The following is a 19,671-nucleotide window of genomic DNA, read 5'->3' as shown; positions in this document are numbered from 1 at the left end:
CCCGGCCCTTCCCAAGGGGACGCTTCCGGCACTTCCGGCACTCGCGTCCACCAAGTGAACACGTTCAACACGTCAGCGCTACAGTTCTGCCACGCGGCCGCCGGGTTCACGGCGATGCCGCCATCACGACCTGTGGGGGGTCCCCTTTGCCGCGCTCCCAGCGCAGGCTTCCGCGCGCCTTCGTGCGTGCCGCAGCCGTCTTCGCACTCTCGGCGGGCGTCATCACGCCCGCCGTCGTCCACGCCCCGGCCGTCTACGCGGCCGACGTGTCCGGCACCTTCACCACCGACGACGCCAGGATCGGCGTCCGGATCAGCGGCCTCCCGCTGTGGATCAAGGCCAGCGTGCTGGCCTCCACCGCGCCCGGCGCCGCCGTCCTCGCCACGACCGACGACTTCGCCCACCGCGGGACCGACTCCGACGCGGGCCTGCCCTACGGACAGACCAGCGCCACCGCGCCACGGCTCCCCGAGGGCACCCCCTACGGGACGTACCCGGTGCTCGTCGAGTACCGGCAGTCCGGCGGCACCGTCCAGCGGTGGACCGGCGGCACGTACGAGCACAAGCGGCACAGCGGGGTCTCCCGGCTCTCCTTCGACCGCAGGACCACCAGCCTCACCGAGCGGAAGGTCGTCCTGTCCGGGACGGCCACCACCTGGGACCCGGTCAGCGGCGCGGTGACACCCGCCCCGGCCGGCACCACGGTCGAGGTCGCCCTCGACACCTACTCCGACAGCTGGAAGGTCCTGAAGGGCCGGGCCACCACCGGCGCCGACGGCACCTTCTCACTGCCCTTCACCCCGAACGCGGCGATCAGGCGCGGTACCGCGACCGTCGTCCCGGCCTCCGCGGACACGGTCGCCGCCCGGCCCTCGGCCGTCCCCGAGGTCGACGTGGAGAAGACCACCTACCGGCTCTACGCGAACCTCAACAAGTGGCGCGTCCCGGTGAACACGAACGTCACCGTCACCGGCCGCGTCGAACGGCTGACCGAGGACGGCTGGAAGCCGTACGCGGGCGCGCCCCTCGTCAGCGGCTCCTCCGAGCCGCCGTACCACTCCCTGACGACCCACGGGGTCATGGGCCGGGGCATCTCGGCGGCCAACGGCACCTTCTCCTTCCCGGCGCGCGCCACCTCGACCACCCAGGTCTACACGTACCTGGCGCCCTCGGTGTACTACGCGGCCACCGCCTTCGACCAGGGGGGCATCGCCGTCCCCCAGCCGGTCTCGTTCACCAACTGGCGCATCACCCTGGACGAGTACGGCAGGATCTCGGCCACCGGCCGGATGACGAACACGTACGGCTGCTGGGACGAGTCCGTCCACCTCCAGGCGTCCGTGGACAACGGCCGCACCTGGCGCAACCTGGCCAACACCAAGGCGCAGGGCGGCACCGACGGCTACTGCCCCTTCGAGATCACCTCGGGCGCCTACGTCAACGCCCTCTACCGGCTGCACCACTACGAGACGGACCGAGCCGTCGGCAAGACCACCGGCAGCGTCCGGCTGGGCCGCGTCCCGACCCGCTTCTCGGCCTTCTCCATCACCCCGGCCCGGCCCTCGGTGAACTCCAAGATGACCGTCTCGGGCACGCTCCAGCAGCAGACCGGCGGTGTCTGGAAGCCCCTCAAGGGCGCCAAGGTGACGCTCGTGTTCAAGCCCAAGGGCGAGTACGAGTGGTACTGGGTGACCCGGAACGTCACCACCGGCGCCAACGGCTCCTTCAGCTTCCGCGCCACCAACTACGGCGACGGCACCTGGGCCATGGTGAAGCAGTCCGCGAACGGCTGGTTCTACAGCGAGACGAAGGAGAAGTACATCGATGCGCGCTGACCGCCGCAGGGCCTTCGCCCCGCTCGCCGCGACCCTCACCACCACCCTCGCCGCGGGCCTCCTCCTCGGCGCCGCCGCCCCGGTGACGGCCGCCGCCGCCCCGTCCCCGATCGGCATCGGCCCCGCCGTCACCGAGGACGACCAGCGCGGCTCCTTCCGGGTGAACGCCTGGACCGACACCCCCGGCACCACCGTCACCGGGCTCTCCGCGACCCTGCGCAGGGGCGACACCGTCGTCGAGGTCCCCGTGGTCCCCGAGTTCTCGTGGGACAAGGGCCGGTTCGGGCTGTCGTACGCGCCGCTGAAGCTGACCGAGGACGGCGGCACGCTGCCCTCCCTCGGCCGGTACGCCATCGACGTCACCGCCGTCGACTCGCGGGGCAACCGCCACACCCGCACCGACGCGGGAGTCCTCGACTTCACGCTCAGGCCGCAGCTGGGGTTCAGCCTCTCCCCGCCCGGCTGGGACGACCGCAGCACCGTCCCCTCCGGGACCCTGACCGGCGTCCAGCCCGGCTCCGGCGACTCCGTGCCCCTCACCGGCCGCGCGGTCGACATCCGGCGGACCACCCCCGTGGAGACCCCGGCGCAGTCGCCCGTCACCTCGGAGACGGGCGCGTTCACCGGCGAGGCGTACGCCGACGTCCGGCCCGGCGACACGTTCCGGGTCTCCTTCTCCGAGAACAGCGACGAGGTGCACGGGAAGCTCTCGTTCGACCGCGGCGCCCACACCTGGCGCTCCCGCTCCGTGGACGTGACCGCGCGCGTCGACCGGACCAGGGTCCTCCCCGGCCAGGAAGCCGTCGTCACCGGCCGGATGACCGACCCCCAGAACGAGGGCGCGCCCCTCGCGGGCCAGCAGGTCCGGGTCGGCCCCAACTGGGGCAGCAGCGCCACCACGGCCTTCTCCAAGGTCGTGACCACCGACGCGGACGGACGCTTCACCGGGAGGATCCCCGCCCTTCCGGGGCAGCGCGCCGTGGGCTGGTCGGTCGAACCGGTCGACCCGTACCAGAGGTTCACCACCACCGTCGCCGGACCGCTCGCGCACCCCCAGGAGGCCAAGATCCTGGTGGGCTCGCGCGTCCTGACGAACGAGGGCAGGGTCACCGCGACGGGCACGCTCCGCGCCGTCTACGACCCCCAGGCCTTCTTCGACACCCAGGCGGTCTACCTGGAGGTCTCGCCCGACGGCCGGACCGGCTGGCGGAAGGTCGCCACCGCCTGGGCCGACAACCACAACGCCACGACCGTCAAGGCCACCAGCAGGAGCGGCTACTACCGGCTGCGGCACCCGCAGTCGGACGTCTTCACCGAGGCCGTCAGCGGAGTCTTCCGCCTCGCCCGGACCGAGGCCCGGATCATCGGCGCGGACGCCGGTCCCGAGCCGGTCCGCAAGGGCGCACTCGTCACCGCGACGGGCACGCTCCAGCACCATGTGAGCGGCGCCTGGCGGGCGTACGGGAACGGGACCGCGGTCCTGCAGTTCCAGGCGAAGGGCTCCACGGCCTGGCGTCAGGTCGCCACCGGCCGGTCCGCCGCCAACGGCAGGATCTCGCTCCGCGCCAAGGCGACCGTCGACGGCTCCTGGCGCCTGCGGTACTACGGGGACGCCACGCACTTCCACGCGCCGGTCCCGTGGGCCGACTACGTCGACGTGCGCTGACACCCGCTCACACGGACGCCCGCCGCTCCACGAGCGGCGGGCGGAACGCCCGAGGGCGGCACCCCCACTGGGGTGCCGCCCTCGTTCCGTTCTTCGCGTCAGCGACGAACCACCGATCCCGGAGGATCAGAAGTCCATGTCGCCGCCCGGCATACCGCCACCGGCGGGCGCGGACGCCTTCTCCGGCTTGTCGGCGATGACGGCCTCGGTGGTGAGGAACAGCGCGGCGATCGACGCGGCGTTCTGCAGCGCGGAGCGCGTCACCTTCGCCGGGTCGATGATGCCCGCGGCGATGAGGTCGACGTACTCGTTGGTCGCGGCGTTCAGACCGTGACCGACGGGCAGGTTGCGGACCTTCTCCGCCACGACGCCGCCCTCAAGACCGGCGTTGACCGCGATCTGCTTCAGCGGGGCCTCAAGGGCCAGCTTCACGATGTTCGCACCCGTGGCCTCGTCGCCCGCGAGGTCGGCCTCGAGCTTCTCGAAGACCGAGGAAGCCTGGAGCAGGGCCACACCGCCACCGGCGACGATGCCCTCCTCGACGGCCGCCTTCGCGTTGCGAACGGCGTCCTCGATGCGGTGCTTGCGCTCCTTGAGCTCGACCTCGGTCGCGGCACCGGCCTTGATGACGGCCACGCCGCCGGCCAGCTTCGCCAGGCGCTCCTGGAGCTTCTCGCGGTCGTAGTCCGAGTCGCTGTTCTCGATCTCGGCGCGGATCTGGTTCACCCGGCCGGCGACCTGGTCGCTGTCACCGGCACCGTCGACGATGGTGGTCTCGTCCTTGGTGATGACGACCTTGCGGGCGCGGCCCAGCAGGTCGAGGCCCGCGTTCTCCAGCTTGAGGCCGACCTCCTCGGAGATGACCGTGCCGCCGGTGAGGATGGCGATGTCGTTCAGCATCGCCTTGCGGCGGTCGCCGAAGCCCGGAGCCTTGACCGCGACGGACTTGAAGGTGCCGCGGATCTTGTTGACGACCAGGGTCGACAGGGCCTCGCCCTCGACGTCCTCGGCGATGATCAGCAGCGGCTTGCCCGACTGCATGACCTTCTCCAGGAGCGGGAGCAGGTCCTTCACGGAGGAGATCTTGGAGTTGACGATCAGGAGGTACGGGTCGTCGAGGGACGACTCCATGCGCTCCATGTCGGTGGCGAAGTACGCCGAGATGTAGCCCTTGTCGAAGCGCATACCCTCGGTGAGCTCCAGCTCCAGACCGAAGGTCTGGGACTCCTCGACGGTGATGACGCCTTCCTTGCCGACCTTGTCCATCGCCTCGGCGATGAGCTCGCCGATCTGGGTGTCGGCGGCGGAGATGGAGGCCGTGGAAGCGATCTGCTCCTTGGTCTCGACATCCTTCGCCTGCTCGAGCAGGGCGCCCGAGACGGCCTCGACGGCCTTCTCGATACCGCGCTTGAGGGCCATCGGGTTGGCACCGGCGGCCACGTTGCGCAGGCCCTCGCGGACGAGCGCCTGGGCGAGGACGGTGGCGGTGGTCGTACCGTCGCCGGCGACGTCGTCCGTCTTCTTGGCGACTTCCTTGACCAGCTCGGCGCCGATCTTCTCGTACGGGTCCTCGAGCTCGATCTCCTTGGCGATGGAGACACCATCGTTGGTGATCGTGGGGGCGCCCCACTTCTTCTCGAGGACGACGTTGCGGCCCTTGGGGCCGAGGGTGACCTTGACGGCGTCAGCGAGCTGGTTCATGCCGCGCTCGAGACCGCGCCGGGCCTCCTCGTCGAACGCGATGATCTTGGCCATGTGAAGTGGTCCTCCCGGACATGGGGTGGATAACGCTCCAGGACCGCGCCGACGCCCGCGACGGACGGCCTCCGCTGCTCCGCGTGGTTCCTTGCCCCACCCGGACGGCGACCTCGTCTGCCCGATCCTCGTAAGCACTCTCACCTACCGAGTGCTAACGCCAATGATTAGCACTCGACCTAGGAGAGTGCAAGCGACTCTCGATGATCGGGACATGGGGGAAGAGGCGCGGAAGGGGCGCGGAAGGGGTGCGCGAGGGGCCCCCGGAAGGGCGTGCGGGAGTACGCGAGGGGCGCGGGAAGAGGGGAAACGGGCGAGCGGCGAGCGGCGGGAGCCCCGAAGCGGAGGCGCGCGAGTCGTGAGGGGCGTACGGGGTGCACGGGCTGCGTGGCTGCCTGGCCGCCCGACCGCCTGACCGCCTGGCCGCCTGGCCGCCCGGCCGCGGGAACGCCCGGCGAGGGGGCGGGTTGCCCGGGGCGCCGGGCGGGAGCGCGGGCGGGCAGGTGTCCGGAGACGCCTGAGGGGGCCGCATCCCTTTTCAGGGATGCGGCCCCCTCGACGGCGTTGCGTCAGTGGCCGATCGCGCCGTGCTCAGACGGCGAGCTTGACCATGTCCGCCTGCGGACCCTTCTGGCCCTGCGAGATCTCGAACTCGACTCGCTGTCCTTCTTCGAGACTGCGGTAGCCATCCATCTGGATCGCGCTGTAGTGGACGAATACATCCGCACCACCGTCGACCGCGATGAAGCCGTAGCCCTTCTCCGCGTTGAACCACTTGACGGTGCCCTGAGCCATGCCTAACTCCCCTATTACTGGCCCTTGCGCGGGCCCGCACTTCACGGACCCGGGTCAGACCCTGCGCCGGAACGCGTCGACCGCGGCTGAATGTATCTGTCCAACTGCCCTCTGCAACAGGTCATTCGAGCGGGAATTCTGGGCGCGGCTGAAAGAAGAATTGGGGATATTCCCCTGACTTACGGGGCAACTCGGGCCCGGCAAAGCGCGCAGAAGGTACACAATGCGCACACACTTTGGCTGCTTCTTGTCGCGCAGGGACGCATTCTCATATGCGTCCGGCATGAGCAGCGGAGGGGACTTCCCCAACTCTACCGCGCTCAACCATATAGAATTGCCCCTTCCGCTTATTGTCGCGGAAGGGGCAATTCGAGAGAGATGGGGATCAGCAGCCGCCGGCGACGGCCGGGATGATCGAGACGCCCGCGCCCGCCGGGGTGGCGGTCTCCAGGCCCTGCTCGAAGCGCACGTCGTCGTCGTTCACGTAGACGTTGACGAAGCGGCGCAGCTTGCCCTGGTCGTCCAGGACGCGGGCGGCGATGCCCGTGTGGTTCTTCTCCAGGTCCGCGATGACCTCGGCGAGGGTCCCGCCCTCGGCCTGGACCTCGGAGAGCCCGCCCGTGTAGGTGCGGAGGATGGTGGGGATGCGGACGTTCACAGCCATGTCTTCGTGACCTTTCAGAGGGCCAGGCCGGCGTCGCGGAACGCGTCCAGGCTCGGGCGGATGGTGGTGGTCGCCTGGGAGGTGTCGGCCACCGCGTCCAGGGTCTTGAGCCCGTCACCGGTGTTGAGGACGACCGTGGTGAGGTTCGGGTCGATGAGCCCGTTCTCGACGAGCTTGCGCGTGACGCCGACGGTCACCCCGCCCGCGGTCTCGGCGAAGACGCCCTCGGTGCGGGCGAGGAGCCTGATCGCGTCCACCACCTGCTCGTCGTTCACGTCCTCCACGGCGCCGCCGGTGCGGCGGGCGATGTCGAGGACGTAGGGGCCGTCGGCCGGGTTGCCGATGGCGAGCGACTTGGCGATCGTGTTCGGCTTCTGCGGGCGGACCACGTCGTGACCGGCCTTGAAGGCGGCGGAGACCGGGGAGCAGCCCTCGGCCTGGGCGCCGAAGATCTTGTACGGCTTGTCCTCGACGAGGCCCAGCTTGATGAGCTCCTGGAGCCCCTTGTCGATCTTCGTGAGCTGGGAGCCGGAGGCGATCGGGATGACGAGCTGGTCGGGGATGACCCAGCCGAGCTGCTCGCAGATCTCGTACGCCAGCGTCTTGGAGCCCTCGCCGTAGTACGGGCGGAGGTTGACGTTGACGAAGCCCCAGCCCTCGCCGAGCGGGTCGCCGATGAGCTCCGAGCAGAAGCGGTTGACGTCGTCGTAGTTGCCCTCGATGGCGACGAGTTCACCGCCGTACACGGCGGCCATGACGACCTTGCCCTGCTCCAGGTCGTGCGGGATGAACACGCAGGAGCGGAAGCCCGCGCGGGCGGCGGCGGCGCCGACGGCCCCGGCCAGGTTGCCCGTGGAGGAGCAGGAGAGGGTGGTGAAGCCGAAGGCGCGGGCCGCTTCGATGGCCTGGGCGACGACCCGGTCCTTGAAGGAGTGGGTCGGGTTGCCCGAGTCGTCCTTGACGAAGAGCTTGCCGGGGGCGACGCCGATCTCGCGGGCGAGGTTGTCGGCCTGGACGAGCTTGGTCCAGCCGGGGTTCAGGTTGGGCTTGTCGGCGACGTCGGCGGGGACGGGCAGCAGAGGGGCGTAGCGCCAGATGTTGGCGGGGCCGGACTCGATCTGCTTGCGCAGTGCCTCGGGGTCACCGACGGGCAGGTCGTACGCCACTTCGAGCGGTCCGAAACACAGCTCGCAGGCGAAGATCGGGCCGAGTGCGAAGACTTCGCCGCATTCCCGACAGGAGAGCCCGGAAGCGGGACCGAGGTCGACGGTGGTGGCGGGGGTGACGGTCTGTACAGCCATGGAGGGGAGGCCCTTTCTCCTCATCTTTCCCATGACGAATTTTTCGCCATGAGACGGATTTGGCACCTTCCCGAGCCGGGGGCCTCGATGGAGGACGAGACGAACCGACTGGAGGGTTGCCGGGGCTTCAACGGGCCGTTTCCCTCTGCCCCTCTGGATGAGCGGTATTCGATTGTGAAGCGCGCTGGACTTTCGTTCCTGCGCTCCGACGCGGGCGGCACCCCGACGTGCATCGGGCATCCGCGTTGTTCAAGACTGTAACCGAAGGCCCGGACGCTTGGACCGGCCGTCCGTACCGCGAGATGGAGATCACGTGCTGGAAGAGGTGGAGCGTTGGCTGGACCGGCGGTCCTGGTCCCTGGCGGACCGGCCGCTGGATCAGGTCCTCGCCGCCAAGCGCTCGACACGGGTCAGCGTGGTGCTGCCCGCGCTGAACGAGGAGGCCACGGTCGGGGAGATCGTCTCCGTGATCCGGCGCGAGCTGATGTCGGAGGCGGTACCGCTGGTGGACGAACTGGTGGTGATCGACTCGGGTTCCACCGACCGCACGGCGGAGGTGGCGGCGGCGGCCGGGGCGCGGGTCGTCGCCCGGGACGCGGTGCTGCCCCGGATACCGGCCGTACCGGGCAAGGGCGAGGTCCTGTGGCGGTCACTGATGGTGACGAGCGGGGACGTGGTCTGCTTCGTGGACGCGGATCTGCGGGACTTCTCGGCGGACTTCGTGACGGGGATCGTGGGCCCGCTGCTCACCGATCCCGAGGTGTCCTTCGTGAAGGCGATGTACGACCGTCCGCTGGGTGACGCCCCCGGGCAGGGCGGCCGGGTGACGGAGCTGGTGGCGCGGCCGCTGCTGAACCTGCACTGGCCCGCGCTCGCCGGTTTCGTACAGCCGCTGGGCGGGGAGTACGCGGCCCGGCGCTCGCTCCTCGAACGGCTGCCCTTCCCGGTCGGTTACGGAGTGGAGCTGGGGCTGCTCGTGGACGCCCTGCACACGGTGGGCCTGGACGCGCTCGCGCAGGTGGACGTGGGGGTGCGCAAGCACCGGCACCAGGACGGGCAGGCGCTGGGCCGGATGGCGGCGGCGATCTACCGGACGGCGCAGCTGCGGCTCTCGCGGGGGCATCTGGTGCGGCCCCGGCTGACGCAGTTCGAGCGGGGAGCGGAGGGCTTCGAGCCCCGGACGTACGCGGTGGACACGGAGGAGCGACCGCCGATGGTGGAAATCACGGAGTACGCGAGCCGTCGCGTGGCGTAACGCCCCATGATGATGTGTTTTGCATACATTGCGCTTTCATGCGCTTCAGACACCACCACCTGGGCCGGGTGCTCGCGGTCATCGGGCTGACGGCGGGCTCGCTCGCCTCCACGGCGGCGGGACGGGCCGCCGCGGACGTGGTCGAGCCCTTCGGCAAGCGGTACGGGGCCTCGCTGTACGGCGACTTCACGACGCTCGGCAACACGGTCATGGACTGCCCGGCCGCGTCCGGGGCCCCGGCGGGCCCTGGAGGCCCCGGGGCCTCCGGCGGCCCGGGGGCATCGGCGACCCCTCACGGCCCTGCTTCCCCGGAAGGCCCTACCAGTCGCACTGGCCGCACTGATCACACAAGCCCCACTGCCACCACTGGCCACGCAAACCCCACTGCCACCACTGGTCGCACAAGCTCTACAAGCCCCATCAGCCCTGTCGGCCCCGAGGACCCCGCCGCCCGCTGTGCGACCGCCGCGCGCGGGCAGGGTCCCGACGGCGGCGACGCCTTCGTGATGCGGCGGACCGACGCGGCGGGCATCTCGCCCGGCTTCGGCTCCAGCTCCGGCCACGTGCGCATCCCGGCGGGCGCGGAGGTCGCGTACGCCGGGCTCTTCTGGGGCGGGAACGACGGCACGCACCGGGGCCCCGGCGGGGCCGACCTGAGGCGCTGCGACCTCGCGGGCGCGGACGTCACCCCCTCGCCCGGCACCCCGGCGACGACCGCCCCGGTGCTCCGGATCGGCTCGGGCCCGACGGTCCCGGTCTCGATCGACAGCATGACCGCGGACCCGGCGGACAGCGCGGGGGCGCACTTCTACACCGGCGGGTCGGACGTGACCGCCGCCTTCGCGGGCGTCTCCGGGACGGACGCGCGCGTGACGGTCGGGAACGTCTGGGCGGCGGACGGCAAGGGCTGCGCGGCGGGCTGGTCCCTGACCGTGGTCCACCGCTTCCCCGGCCCGGTCCCGGAACTCGCCCCGGTACGGCGGACGGTCTCCGTGTACGGCGGGCACGTCGTCCAGCGGCCCGACTCCCCCGCCACCACGGTCACCGTGGACGGCTTCCGGCGGGCGGCGGGACCGGTGCGGGCGGGCGTCGTCGCCTTCGACGGCGACCGGAACGCCCCCGGGGACGTCTTCCGCGTCGACGGCAGGACCGTCCCCGAGGGCCGTACCGGGGAGACCGACAACTTCTTCGTCGGCGGGAGCGACGGCGCCCTCGACCCCCGCCCGGCCGACAGCCTCGGGGTCGAGGCCAAGGAGTTCGTGCTGCCCGACGGGGCCGTCCCGCAGGGCGCGACCTCCGCCGAGCTGTCCTTCGCCACCCGGGGCGACACCTTCGTACCGGCCGGGCTCGCGTTCTCCGTACCGGTGCCGGACCTGGAGATCACCAGGACGGCGAGCCCGCGCGCGGTACGGCCGGGGGAGGTCCTCACGTACACCGTCACCGCGCGGAACACCGGCCCGGCCGACCTCCCGGCCGTCCGGTTCTCCGACGACCTGACGGGCGTCCTCGACGACGCCGACCACCGCCGGGACGCCCGTACGGACCTGGGCACGGTGACGTACACGGAGCGCGGCACCGCCTTCTCCGGCGCCCTTCCCGCCGGAAGGACCGCGACCGTCACATACTCGGTGCGGATCAAGGACCGGCCGGAGGGGGACGGGCGGCTGCGCTCCGCCGTCACGTCGGGAACGCCCCGCTCGAACTGCGGACCGGGCAGCGGGGACCCGGCGTGCGCGACGGCCCCGGCGCTGACGCGCCCGGCCCCGACCAGGGCGGCCCCGCCACGGGCGCTCCCCACCCGGACGGCCCCGGCCCGGCCGGACACCGGGGACGCCAAGAACGCCACCCCGGCGCCCCCGGCGGCGGCGGGACCCGCCTCCCCCGCTCCCCCGGCCCCCGGACCGCGCGGGAACGCGGGTTCGATGGCCGCGACCGGCGGCCACGGCGAGCGGCTGTGGCTGCTCGGCGCCCTCGGCCTGGCCCTCGCGGCGACGGGCCTGGTGGCGAAGGCGGCCCTGCGCGGCCGACGCGACAGCTGAGGAGGCCCGGGGGGGCCTCGGTGACGAAGGAGGAAGCCGGGTCCCGCCGCCTCATCGGCGAGAACCCTCCGTGGCCGGATCACCCCGTCTGGTATCCGTACGTTTGAGCGTTTACGGGACGGGCTAGGTTCGCCCCATGGCTACTGTGCTTGTGGCATCCAACCGGGGCCCCGTCTCGTACGCGCTCGGCGAGGACGGCGGACTCGACGCCCGCAGGGGCGGCGGCGGCCTGGTCTCCGGTCTGAGCGCCGTGTCCGCCCAGGACAGTCTGTGGGTGTGCGCGGCGCTCGGCGAGGGCGACCGGGAGGCCGTCCGGCGAGGGGTCGGGGAGCCGGGCGTACGGATGCTGGACATCGATCCGTCCGTCTACACCGACGCGTACAACGGCATCGCGAACTCGGTGCTGTGGTTCGTCCACCACCATCTGTACGACGTCCCGCGCGAGCCCGTCTTCGACGCCGGGTTCCGCCGCCGCTGGGAGTCCTACCGCGCCTACAACCGTGCCTTCGCGGAGGCCCTCGCGGCCGGTGCCGACGAGGGCGCGGCCGTCCTCGTCCAGGACTACCACCTGGCGCTCGTCCCGGGACTGCTCCGGGAACTCCGCCCCGACCTGCGGATCTCCCACTTCACCCACACGCCGTGGGCCGATCCCTCGTACTTCGCGATGCTGCCCTCGGACATCCGCGCCGAGCTGCTGTGGGGAATGCTCGGCGCCGACGAACTCGGCTTCCACACCTGGGCCTGGGCGCAGAACTTCATGGGATGCGCCTCCCTGGACGACGAGACCGGGCTGGCCGACGCCTTCTTCCCGAGCGGCGACCCCCGCCGCTGGGTGGACCACCGCAGGATCGGCGGCCCGAAGCGCACCACCTGGATCAAGACGTACCCCCTGGGCGTGGACGGCGAGGACCTGCTGGCCCTGGCCCACCGGCCCGAGGTCGACGAACGGCTGGCCGCGCTGCGGGCCGAGGTCGGCGACCGCAGGACCATCGTCCGGGTCGACCGCACGGAGCTGTCCAAGAACATCCTGCGCGGGCTGCTCGCCTACCGGGAACTGCTCACCGTCCACCCCGAGTGGCGCGGCCGGGTCGTCCACCTGGCCTCCGCGTACCCCTCCCGGCAGGACCTGGAGGTCTACCGCGCGTACACCGCCTCGGTCACCGAACTGGCGGCGGAGATCGACGCGGAGTTCGGCACGGCGGACTGGCGGCCGGTCCTGGTCTCCGTCGAGGACGACTTCACCCGCTCCCTGGCCGCGTACCGCCTGGCGGACGTGGCCCTGGTGAACCCGGTGCGCGACGGCATGAACCTGGTGGCCAAGGAGATACCGCTCGTCGCGGAGGAGGGCTGCGCCCTGGTCCTGTCGACGGGAGCGGGCGCCCACCAGGAACTACGGGACCACGCCCTGACGGTGAACCCCTACGACGTCACGGAAACCGCCGAGGCCCTCCACCGGGCCCTGACGATGCCCCCCGAGGAACGCGCCACCCGCACGAAACACCTCAGAGCGGCGGCCACGGCCCTCCCCCCACAACAGTGGTTCCTCTCCCAACTGACGTCTCTCACGGAACGCTGACCCCCTCGACAAGCCCCCGCACACCGGAGACCCCGGCGAAGTCCCGTGCCAGGGTGTCCATGACCAGCTCGTCACAGATCTGGCCGAGCCAGTACCCCGCTTCCCGCAGGGTCCCGGCGAGCCGGAACCCTGCCCGCTCGTACGCCTTGACGGCCCCCGCGTGGGGGGCCAGCACCTTCAGCCAGACCATGCGCAGATTGACGACGTGGAACGCGTAGTCGAGCACGAGCAGGGTGGCCGCGCTCCCCAGACCCCGCCCGCGCGCCTCCGGGGCGAGCATGACGACGTACTCGGCGGTGCGCACCTGGTGATCGGGGAGGAGCGTGGCGACCCCGACGGGAACGGGCCGGCCGTCACCGAGGTCGTAGACGGTGAAGCGGATGTTCTCACCCCTGAGTTGGTGGGCCATTCCCTCGGTACGGCTCGCCAGCGATTCGGGTGCCTGCCGCCCGTAGCCCACGAGCAGGGCCGGATCCTGTTCCCACCGCCAGTAGGTCTCGACGAGGTCTGGCCGGAAGGGTCCCAGTCCGCAGCTGCCGTCCTTGAGCCACAGGATCGGGTCAGTGGTCACGATGGTCTCCGATCATGAGAACGGGGGTGTAGGCGCGGGTCGAATCGGGTTCGGCCACGAGGTCGCCGCCCTCAGTCTGGACCCATGCGTGCAGCCGGACAGGGTCCGGCGCGACACCGTGGCACCACGTGACCGACAAGCCCCGGGAGGCGAGCAACAGCACGGCCGTGGCGGACTCTTCCAGGCAGGCTGCCCGGCCGGGCGACAGCCAGGCCGCACGGCGCGCGGCAGCCACGGCCGCTCTGGCCTGGCCCGGCGTGGCGGGGCGGCGGCCTGCCGCCGTCGCGGCCCGGATCAAGGTCGTCACCCGGTGCATCGCGGTCGCCCCGCTTCCCGCCCTCTCGACCGCGAAGACCCCCGCGAGGGCGACGGCGGCAGAGAGTCGCCAGGGCCCACAGGGGCGTTCGATTCCGGCGGGATGCTCAGCGCTGCCCCAGCTGGCGGCGGGTACGACGACGGGGTGCGGACTCCGCCCCGGCACCTCGCAGCGGACACGACCGGTGCCGTAGTCGATGGTCACCAGGACGTGCCCGAAGTCCACGGCCCCCTCCCTCACGTGGACCTCCCGGGCAGGTCGACGCCCCAGGCCGGAGCCGGGTCACGATGGTGGGCGTGCAGCCACGCCTCCGCCATGAGCGCCTGTTCGAGGGTGGCGAGCGGCATCGGGACACCGGCTGCGGCATACCGGAGGTGCCGGCGGAAGCGGGTGGGGTCGAGGAGGCCCAGGGACGCCAGGTAGCCGTCACCGAGCCCCTGAAGGTCGTCCAGATGAGTCCGCATCCCGGTGAAGTGGTCGGCCTCGAAGCTCCCCTTCGTGGTGCGCGAGGCCACAGCGGGTGGCAGCAGGTCGCCGACGGCCCGTACGAGGAGCGGTTTGTATCCGTGGACGGGAGGTCGGTGCTCCAAGGGGTCACGCAGCACCGCGTCGGCCACGGACGGATCCAGGAAGGGATTGTGGAGGTCGATGCCACAGGACTTCGCGAGTTCCGCATCGGCCCTCGCGGTTCGTGCGACTTCCCGGATCTCGTCCACAAGGGTGTGGACGGAGGCGTCGAGCCCCGGCAAAGGGTCGAAGGCGGCGGCCTGCGCGGCTGCTCCGGCGACATGGCCGAGGGCGACGGGTTCCGCCCATGAAGGAATCGGCGGCGCCGTGAACCAGCGGACGTTCTCCCGGTCGTGACTCGCTGTTCTCCCCCGCGAGAAGCACCGGGCGAGGTCGGCCAGAGCGTCCGGTCGGCCGGTACGGGTCATCGCGACGGCGCCACGCAGCAGGGGTACGACCGGGGTGCGGCGCAGGCGAGCCCAACCGTGCGCCTCGCGCAGGGCCCGACCCCACCGCCCGGCACGCATGAGGTCACACAGTTGTGCCGGAGGAAGGAACAGCACGCTGTCCCCGCCGTCGCCGGTCAGATGCGTCCTGGTCCCGAGTTCGCGCGTCATCCAGCGGAACTGACCCAGGAGCCGGGCCTGGGTGAGGGTCGACGGGGCGGGCTCGTCGGTGGCGGAGACCGAGGTGATCCCGCCGTACGGCAGATGCGACGCGCCCAGCGGAAGCAGGTGGTGAGAGATCCGGCCCGACGACGCGGCGGCTGCCATCCTCGCGTAGCGCAGATCGGCTCCGTCGAGGCGCCCTTCGGGATGGATCGTCACGGCGTCGAGGACGTGTGAGCCGTCGAGGGAGCGCGCGGCGAGGACGGCCACGGTGGTGGAGTCCAGACCACCGGACAGGTCCGAGGACAGGGTGGGGTCCGCCCGCGTCCGCAGTGCCACGGCGTCCGCGAGGGCGCGGCGCAATCGCCGGTGCGCCATGTGGTGCCTCTCCGGCTCCGGGCACCACGTCGTGGCACGGCGGGGCTGATCCCCGTTCCTGGGCAACTCGATCCGGCTGCCGGGCGGAAGCTGCTCGACCCCCGAGAAGAAGGTCCTGTCGCCTGCCAGCGCGGGAACCGAAGGGGCCAGGATCGCGCACGCGACGCGGCCCACATCGACGTCGGCCCCCGTCAGGGAGGCGAGAGCACGGGCGGAGGTCGACCATGCCCAGCCGTCGTCCCACCTCGTGGCGTACAGCGGGAAGGCGGCGACCGGGTCCGTGTGCACCACCACGCACTCCGCGCGCTCCTCGACCACGGCGTACGAGCCGGACCAGCGCCACGTCACGTCGGCGGGCACCGGCCTGCCGGAGAGTCCGCGCAGCTGTCCGGCTGTCGCGCCGCACCATCCGACCACCAGGACGCGGGGACGCCCATCGTCAGCGGGCACGGTGCGCACCGGTGTCTCCCCGAGGCACCACAGCGTGTTCGGTGGGGCCGGGTTCCGAGCGCCGAGCGGCCGGGGTGCGTCGTCCGATGTCGTACTGAATCCGCCGAGGGTCACGAGGTCCTCCAGGTGTCGGGGCCGGGCTCTCGGTGTGCGGCACCGGTCGAGCCGGTGCCGCACACCGCACGGACGAGCGGTCAGCAGTTGTACGCCCGCCTCTTGTCCTCGGACTGACCGCCGCCCTGGCCCTCGGTCAGAGCCATCGCGTCGCCGATGTCGACCGAGTCCGGCCCGGGTGCCGGGACGTCTTCCTCTCGGAGCAGTTCGTTCATGACAGTGCCTTTCTCCTGGTGGATGCGGTACTTGTGCGACCCGCCCCGTACCGACCGCACAGACGGAAGACGGAGCGGGAGAACGGGAAGTCATCCGCCGAGCAGCTCCGCGAAGGACAGGACGATCACCAGGCCGCAGGTGACGACGGCGTGGAGCAGAACGACGGACCTCTGCCTCATCCGGCGACCTGGACATTGGCCACGGCCGTCGACCACTCCACTCCGGAGAGGGGCCGGATGTGGGCGACCCGCACGACGCGGCCGTCGGTGTGGACCTCGTGCGTGACCGCCATGAGCTCCCCCTCGCCCCGGGAGGCGATGTCCCGCACCTGACGTCCGAGCAGTTCATACCGCTCGTATCCGGCGTGGTCGACGGCGTTCACCGCTCGTGCTCCCGGTCCGGCGACTCGTCGGTGAACCGCCGCAGAGAGTGCTCCCAGCCCCTGGCCGCCCGTTCCCGCAGCTCACGGCTCGGAGCGCCGTGCTCAGGCTTCGGTATGCCGTGCTCGTGCCCGCTGGCTCCGGGCGTGCGATGAGGGAGAGAGCCGTCCATCGTCTGCTCCTGCCGTCGAGGTGTTCGGCGGCCGTCCGGACCGATGGCGGCACATGTGCGCATCGGACCCACAGCTGGACGGGTGTGATCAGTCAAAAGCCCTGGGACTCTCCGGAACAGGAAATGTCGAAGGCGGGGGCCTGCCATGTGACCGGAAGACTTTGCGAGCGCTTTGCGATGCCACTGGCCCAGCGGGAAAGCCGGGTCTACGTTTTATGTCGTGGCAGTCAACGCCGTGTTGAAGCAGCGGATGGCCGACCTGGGTCTTACACAGGAGGAGTTGGCGGAGCGGATGAACACCGCTCTGCTGGAGATCACCGGCAGGCACGGCGAAGTGTCGGACCGGACCGTACGGAACCTGATCAGCGGAGCCACCCGGCGCCCGATCGGTCGCACCCGCAGGGCTCTGGAAGCAGTCTTCCGTTGCCCGTTGAAAGATCTGGGGTTCGAGTCACCCAGTACCGCAGCGCCGCAGGAGGGCCCCGTGGAACGCCGCCGGTTCATCGCTGCCGGGCCTGTCCTGACGCTTGCCTCGGCCACGCTGGCTTTCGGCGCCCCTCGCCGCATCGGCGCGAGCGACATCGAGCGGCTCCATCGCAGATTCACCGACGTCGTCGCCAAGGACCACCGTCACGGCGGCCAGCGTGCCATCGAACACACAGCCGCTGCCATGGCGGACGAAGCGCTCCACCTCCAAAGCTCGGGCAGCGCCAGTCAGCGCGTCAGGAAGCAGGTCTACGCATCGGCCGCCGCGTTCCGGTCCTCCGCAATGTGGGCTGCCATCGACGGACGCCGGTTCAAGGACGCCATCAAGCACATGCATGTCGCCCAACAGCTCGCCGAGATGGCCGGTGATCCGTACATCAAGTTCCGCATCTGGTCCCACGCGGGCACGATGTACCGGCACATGGGCCGCCCTGTGGATGCCGCAGCGGCCAACGACGTGGCCCGTAAACTCGGTATCACCCGCCAGGACCCCATGTTCGCCTCCCTCGGCCTGGCCAGGCAGGGTGCGATCCACGGGGCAACCGGGGACAGCACGGCCATCCGCCGCGCGTTCGACCATGCGCAGGACGCCCTGCTGCGCGCCGACCCGGAGGCTCGGCGCCCCGTCTGGATGAACGCCTTCTACGACCAGGCCGAGCTCGACAGTCTCGCCCTGACCGCATTCCTCGCGCTGGGCGACTTCGAACGGGCGGAAGCCCACGGCCACCGTTGCCTCGCGGCCCTACGTCCCCACATGCACCGCTCCAAAGCGATCGCCACGACCCGCGTCGCACGGGCCCAGCTCGAACAGGGCGACGTGGAACCCGCCGTTGAGAGCGCCATGTCCGTCCCGGTCGACGCCGCGATCCGCCACCCACGCGTCGTGGGAATGCTCCGCGCCTTCGGCAGCCGCCTGAACACGATCGCCCCCGGCACCACCCTCGCCCACGCCTGGTCGCAGTACGCCCACGACACCTGGAGGAATCCCGCATGACCCCACGGCTCCGTCGCTACGACGGTTCGTCCGAGGACGTCCGGCAGGTCGTCGGTCCGCTGGTCGCGGTGTACGCGCGGGTGCGCGAGCCGCTGCTCCATCTGCCGAACTACGCGGTGGCCACCTTCGCCGAGCGGCTGGAGCGGCACAGCCGGGAGGCGGGGTTCGGGGCGGTGCTGGCCTTCGACGCCGAGGACCGGCCGGTGGGCTACGCGTACGGCAACACCGTGGAGGAGGGTGACCGGTGGTGGACCAGGACGGACGGGGTCGACGCCCGGTTCACCGGCTCCCCCGTCCTGGCCCTCAAGGAGATCGGCGTGACGGTTCCCCACCGGGGCACCGGACTCGCCCGGCGCGTCCACGACGCACTGCTCGCCGGTCGCGGTGAGGCGTACGTGTCCCTCATGGTCAACGCGGCGGCGGGCGACGGGAAGGTCCGGCGGGTCTACGAGTCCTGGGGATACACGGCGATCGGCACCAGCCGTCCCTCCCCCGGCGCCCCCGTCCTCACCTCGATGATCAGGCCGATGAGCGTCGGCGGGGAGCCCGTCCGCCAGGAGCCCTGAACCGGACGGAGGCCCCCGTCCGCCAGGGCGTGGTCGACCTGCTCCTACGGGATGTCCCGCAGGGGGTGTCCCGTACGGGAGCCGTTCGTAGGGGGTCGCCCGTACGGGAGCCGTCCCGGGACTCCGCGTACGGGGAAGTCCCGTACGGGATGGCCTCAGGCCGTGGTCCCCATCGCCTCCGCCAGGGACGCCAGCAGGGCCACCACCCCCTGCGGGCCGTCGACCGCGAGGTCCGCGCGGTCGGTGAGTTCCGTGACCTCCGTGGAGCCGCTGCACACCAGGAGGCCCGGGACGCCGTCGGAGCGGAGCTTGTCCACGGCGGCGAAGGCGGGCAGGTCCCCCAGGTCGTCACCCGCGTAGAGCACCGACTCGGCGCCGGTCTCCCGTACGTACTCCAGGAGCGCGACCCCCTTGTCCATGCCCGGCGGTCGCAGCTCCAGGACCATCCTGCCCGGTTCCAGGACCAGCCCGTGGTGGGTGGCGAGGTCCCCCAGGGGTCCCTTCAGGGCCTCGAAGGCGTTCTCGGGGTCGAGGGCGCGGCGCGTGTGCACCGCGACCGCCCGGCCCTTCTCCTCGATCCAGACCCCCGGCCAGGCACCGGCCCGGTCCAGGAAGCCGGGGAGTTCGGCGCGGACCGAGGCGACCCCCGGGTGCGGGGCGGGGGCGTGGACGGTGCCGGTGACCGCGTCCCAGCGTTCGGCCCCGTAGTGGCCGAGGACGACGAGGTGTTCCAGACCGGGGACCCCGGCGAAGCCGCCGTGGCGGACGGCGACCCCGGCGGGGCGGCCGGTCACGACGGCGACCGAGGCGACCCGGGGCGCGAGCGCGGCGAGCGCGGCGACGGCGCCGGGGTGGGCGCGGGCCCGCTCCGGGTCGGGGACGATCTCGGCGAGGGTGCCGTCGAAGTCGAGGGCGACGACGGCGTGCGCGGGCCGCGCGAGGAGCGCGGCCAGACCGTCGCGGCCGGCGGAGGTGGTCGGGTGCGGGAGGCTGCTGACCATGTCCCGACCCTACCGACGCGGGGCCT

General features: G+C 71.5%; 18 protein-coding genes and 1 riboswitch. Of the genes, 7 read left to right on the top strand and 11 right to left on the bottom strand.

Annotated features, from left to right (window positions below):
• Positions 1-182: 182 nt before the first annotated feature.
• Both ACIO92_RS31680 and ACIO92_RS31675 read left to right on the top strand, forming a co-directional pair.
• A complete protein-coding gene (locus ACIO92_RS31680; protein ID WP_402596814.1) occupies positions 183-1,835 on the top strand; it encodes a hypothetical protein in 1,653 nt (550 codons plus the stop codon).
• Positions 1,825-3,501, top strand: coding sequence for a hypothetical protein (locus tag ACIO92_RS31675; protein ID WP_402060658.1), 1,677 nt, complete (start codon positions 1,825-1,827; stop codon positions 3,499-3,501). Before ACIO92_RS31680 ends, ACIO92_RS31675 begins: the two co-directional genes overlap by 11 nt.
• A gap of 126 nt (positions 3,502-3,627) precedes the next feature.
• Here ACIO92_RS31675 and groL read toward each other — a convergent pair whose 3' ends face one another.
• The 4 genes from groL to thrC form a co-directional block, all read right to left on the bottom strand.
• On the bottom strand, positions 3,628-5,256 hold the full coding sequence (groL, locus tag ACIO92_RS31670; protein ID WP_366445494.1) for a chaperonin GroEL: 1,629 nt from the start codon (positions 5,254-5,256) through the stop codon (positions 3,628-3,630).
• Between the two features lie 591 nt (positions 5,257-5,847).
• A complete protein-coding gene (locus ACIO92_RS31665; protein WP_015035246.1) occupies positions 5,848-6,051 on the bottom strand; it encodes a cold-shock protein in 204 nt (67 codons plus the stop codon).
• A 385-nt stretch (positions 6,052-6,436) separates the two neighbouring features.
• A complete protein-coding gene (locus tag ACIO92_RS31660; RefSeq protein ID WP_351794353.1) occupies positions 6,437-6,715 on the bottom strand; it encodes a MoaD/ThiS family protein in 279 nt (92 codons plus the stop codon).
• A 14-nt stretch (positions 6,716-6,729) separates the two neighbouring features.
• Positions 6,730-8,040: a threonine synthase gene (thrC, locus tag ACIO92_RS31655; protein ID WP_366445495.1), complete on the bottom strand. Its 1,311-nt coding sequence runs from the start codon at positions 8,038-8,040 to the stop codon at positions 6,730-6,732.
• A riboswitch (SAM riboswitch) is annotated at positions 8,034-8,180 on the bottom strand. It overlaps the preceding gene by 7 nt.
• A gap of 149 nt (positions 8,181-8,329) precedes the next feature.
• On the opposite strand from thrC, the gene ACIO92_RS31650 reads away from it, so the two are divergent.
• The 3 genes from ACIO92_RS31650 to ACIO92_RS31640 all read left to right on the top strand — a co-directional run bounded on the left by ACIO92_RS31650 (position 8,330) and on the right by ACIO92_RS31640 (position 12,886).
• The gene (locus tag ACIO92_RS31650; protein ID WP_402060661.1) at positions 8,330-9,271 is read left to right on the top strand and encodes a glucosyl-3-phosphoglycerate synthase; all 942 of its coding nucleotides are present in this window, start codon (positions 8,330-8,332) and stop codon (positions 9,269-9,271) included.
• A gap of 506 nt (positions 9,272-9,777) precedes the next feature.
• Complete coding sequence (locus tag ACIO92_RS31645; RefSeq protein WP_402283820.1) at positions 9,778-11,310, top strand: hypothetical protein; 1,533 nt, start codon at positions 9,778-9,780, stop codon at positions 11,308-11,310.
• 136 nt (positions 11,311-11,446) lie between these two features.
• The gene (locus tag ACIO92_RS31640) at positions 11,447-12,886 is read left to right on the top strand and encodes a trehalose-6-phosphate synthase (protein ID WP_401240323.1); all 1,440 of its coding nucleotides are present in this window, start codon (positions 11,447-11,449) and stop codon (positions 12,884-12,886) included.
• Here ACIO92_RS31640 and ACIO92_RS31635 read toward each other — a convergent pair.
• The 6 genes from ACIO92_RS31635 to ACIO92_RS31610 form a co-directional block, all read right to left on the bottom strand.
• A complete protein-coding gene (locus ACIO92_RS31635) occupies positions 12,873-13,439 on the bottom strand; it encodes a GNAT family N-acetyltransferase (RefSeq protein ID WP_402283876.1) in 567 nt (188 codons plus the stop codon). The two genes, ACIO92_RS31640 and ACIO92_RS31635, sit on opposite strands and share 14 nt — an antisense overlap.
• Positions 13,440-13,446: 7 nt before the next feature.
• Positions 13,447-13,998 carry a lasso peptide biosynthesis B2 protein gene (locus tag ACIO92_RS31630; RefSeq protein WP_402283822.1) on the bottom strand — a complete coding sequence of 184 codons (552 nt, stop codon included), beginning with the start codon at positions 13,996-13,998 and terminating at the stop codon, positions 13,447-13,449.
• 11 nt (positions 13,999-14,009) lie between these two features.
• Positions 14,010-15,830, bottom strand: coding sequence for an albusnodin/ikarugamycin family macrolactam cyclase (locus ACIO92_RS31625; RefSeq protein ID WP_402596812.1), 1,821 nt, complete (start codon positions 15,828-15,830; stop codon positions 14,010-14,012).
• Between the two features lie 80 nt (positions 15,831-15,910).
• Positions 15,911-16,045, bottom strand: coding sequence for an albusnodin family lasso peptide (locus ACIO92_RS31620; RefSeq protein WP_402283826.1), 135 nt, complete (start codon positions 16,043-16,045; stop codon positions 15,911-15,913).
• Positions 16,046-16,221: 176 nt separating this feature from the next.
• On the bottom strand, positions 16,222-16,428 hold the full coding sequence (locus tag ACIO92_RS31615) for a hypothetical protein (protein WP_402283828.1): 207 nt from the start codon (positions 16,426-16,428) through the stop codon (positions 16,222-16,224).
• Complete coding sequence (locus ACIO92_RS31610; RefSeq protein ID WP_402283830.1) at positions 16,425-16,598, bottom strand: hypothetical protein; 174 nt, start codon at positions 16,596-16,598, stop codon at positions 16,425-16,427. The genes ACIO92_RS31615 and ACIO92_RS31610 overlap by 4 nt, the downstream gene beginning before the upstream one ends.
• A gap of 220 nt (positions 16,599-16,818) precedes the next feature.
• On the opposite strand from ACIO92_RS31610, the gene ACIO92_RS31605 reads away from it, so the two are divergent.
• Positions 16,819-18,078 (top strand): helix-turn-helix domain-containing protein, encoded by a 1,260-nt coding sequence (locus tag ACIO92_RS31605; protein WP_402283832.1) that lies wholly within the window; start codon positions 16,819-16,821, stop codon positions 18,076-18,078.
• Positions 18,075-18,644: a GNAT family N-acetyltransferase gene (locus tag ACIO92_RS31600; RefSeq protein WP_401240321.1), complete on the top strand. Its 570-nt coding sequence runs from the start codon at positions 18,075-18,077 to the stop codon at positions 18,642-18,644. The genes ACIO92_RS31605 and ACIO92_RS31600 overlap by 4 nt, the downstream gene beginning before the upstream one ends.
• A gap of 155 nt (positions 18,645-18,799) precedes the next feature.
• Here ACIO92_RS31600 and otsB read toward each other — a convergent pair whose 3' ends face one another.
• Entirely contained in the window at positions 18,800-19,645 is an 846-nt protein-coding gene (gene otsB, locus ACIO92_RS31595; protein WP_366445500.1) for a trehalose-phosphatase, read from the bottom strand.
• Positions 19,646-19,671: the final 26 nt, after the last annotated feature.

The sequence above is a fragment of the Streptomyces sp. NPDC087215 genome (assembly GCF_044744885.1).
GTDB lineage: Bacteria > Actinomycetota > Actinomycetes > Streptomycetales > Streptomycetaceae > Streptomyces.
This window is presented reverse-complemented; position numbering and strand designations above follow the sequence as displayed.

What these genes read in the sequence shown, in the direction of transcription:
- ACIO92_RS31675 (WP_402060658.1), top strand. Translation starts at nt 1,825, where the DNA reads ATGCGCGCTGACCGCCGCAGGGCCTTCGCCCCGCTCGCCGCGACCCTC.
- groL (WP_366445494.1), bottom strand. Translation starts at nt 5,256, where the DNA reads ATGGCCAAGATCATCGCGTTCGACGAGGAGGCCCGGCGCGGTCTCGAG.
- ACIO92_RS31665 (WP_015035246.1), bottom strand. Translation starts at nt 6,051, where the DNA reads ATGGCTCAGGGCACCGTCAAGTGGTTCAACGCGGAGAAGGGCTACGGC.
- ACIO92_RS31660 (WP_351794353.1), bottom strand. Translation starts at nt 6,715, where the DNA reads ATGGCTGTGAACGTCCGCATCCCCACCATCCTCCGCACCTACACGGGC.
- thrC (WP_366445495.1), bottom strand. Translation starts at nt 8,040, where the DNA reads ATGAGGAGAAAGGGCCTCCCCTCCATGGCTGTACAGACCGTCACCCCC.
- ACIO92_RS31645 (WP_402283820.1), top strand. Translation starts at nt 9,778, where the DNA reads ATGCGGCGGACCGACGCGGCGGGCATCTCGCCCGGCTTCGGCTCCAGC.
- ACIO92_RS31640 (WP_401240323.1), top strand. Translation starts at nt 11,447, where the DNA reads ATGGCTACTGTGCTTGTGGCATCCAACCGGGGCCCCGTCTCGTACGCG.
- ACIO92_RS31620 (WP_402283826.1), bottom strand. Translation starts at nt 16,045, where the DNA reads ATGAACGAACTGCTCCGAGAGGAAGACGTCCCGGCACCCGGGCCGGAC.
- ACIO92_RS31610 (WP_402283830.1), bottom strand. Translation starts at nt 16,598, where the DNA reads ATGGACGGCTCTCTCCCTCATCGCACGCCCGGAGCCAGCGGGCACGAG.
- ACIO92_RS31600 (WP_401240321.1), top strand. Translation starts at nt 18,075, where the DNA reads ATGACCCCACGGCTCCGTCGCTACGACGGTTCGTCCGAGGACGTCCGG.
- otsB (WP_366445500.1), bottom strand. Translation starts at nt 19,645, where the DNA reads ATGGTCAGCAGCCTCCCGCACCCGACCACCTCCGCCGGCCGCGACGGT.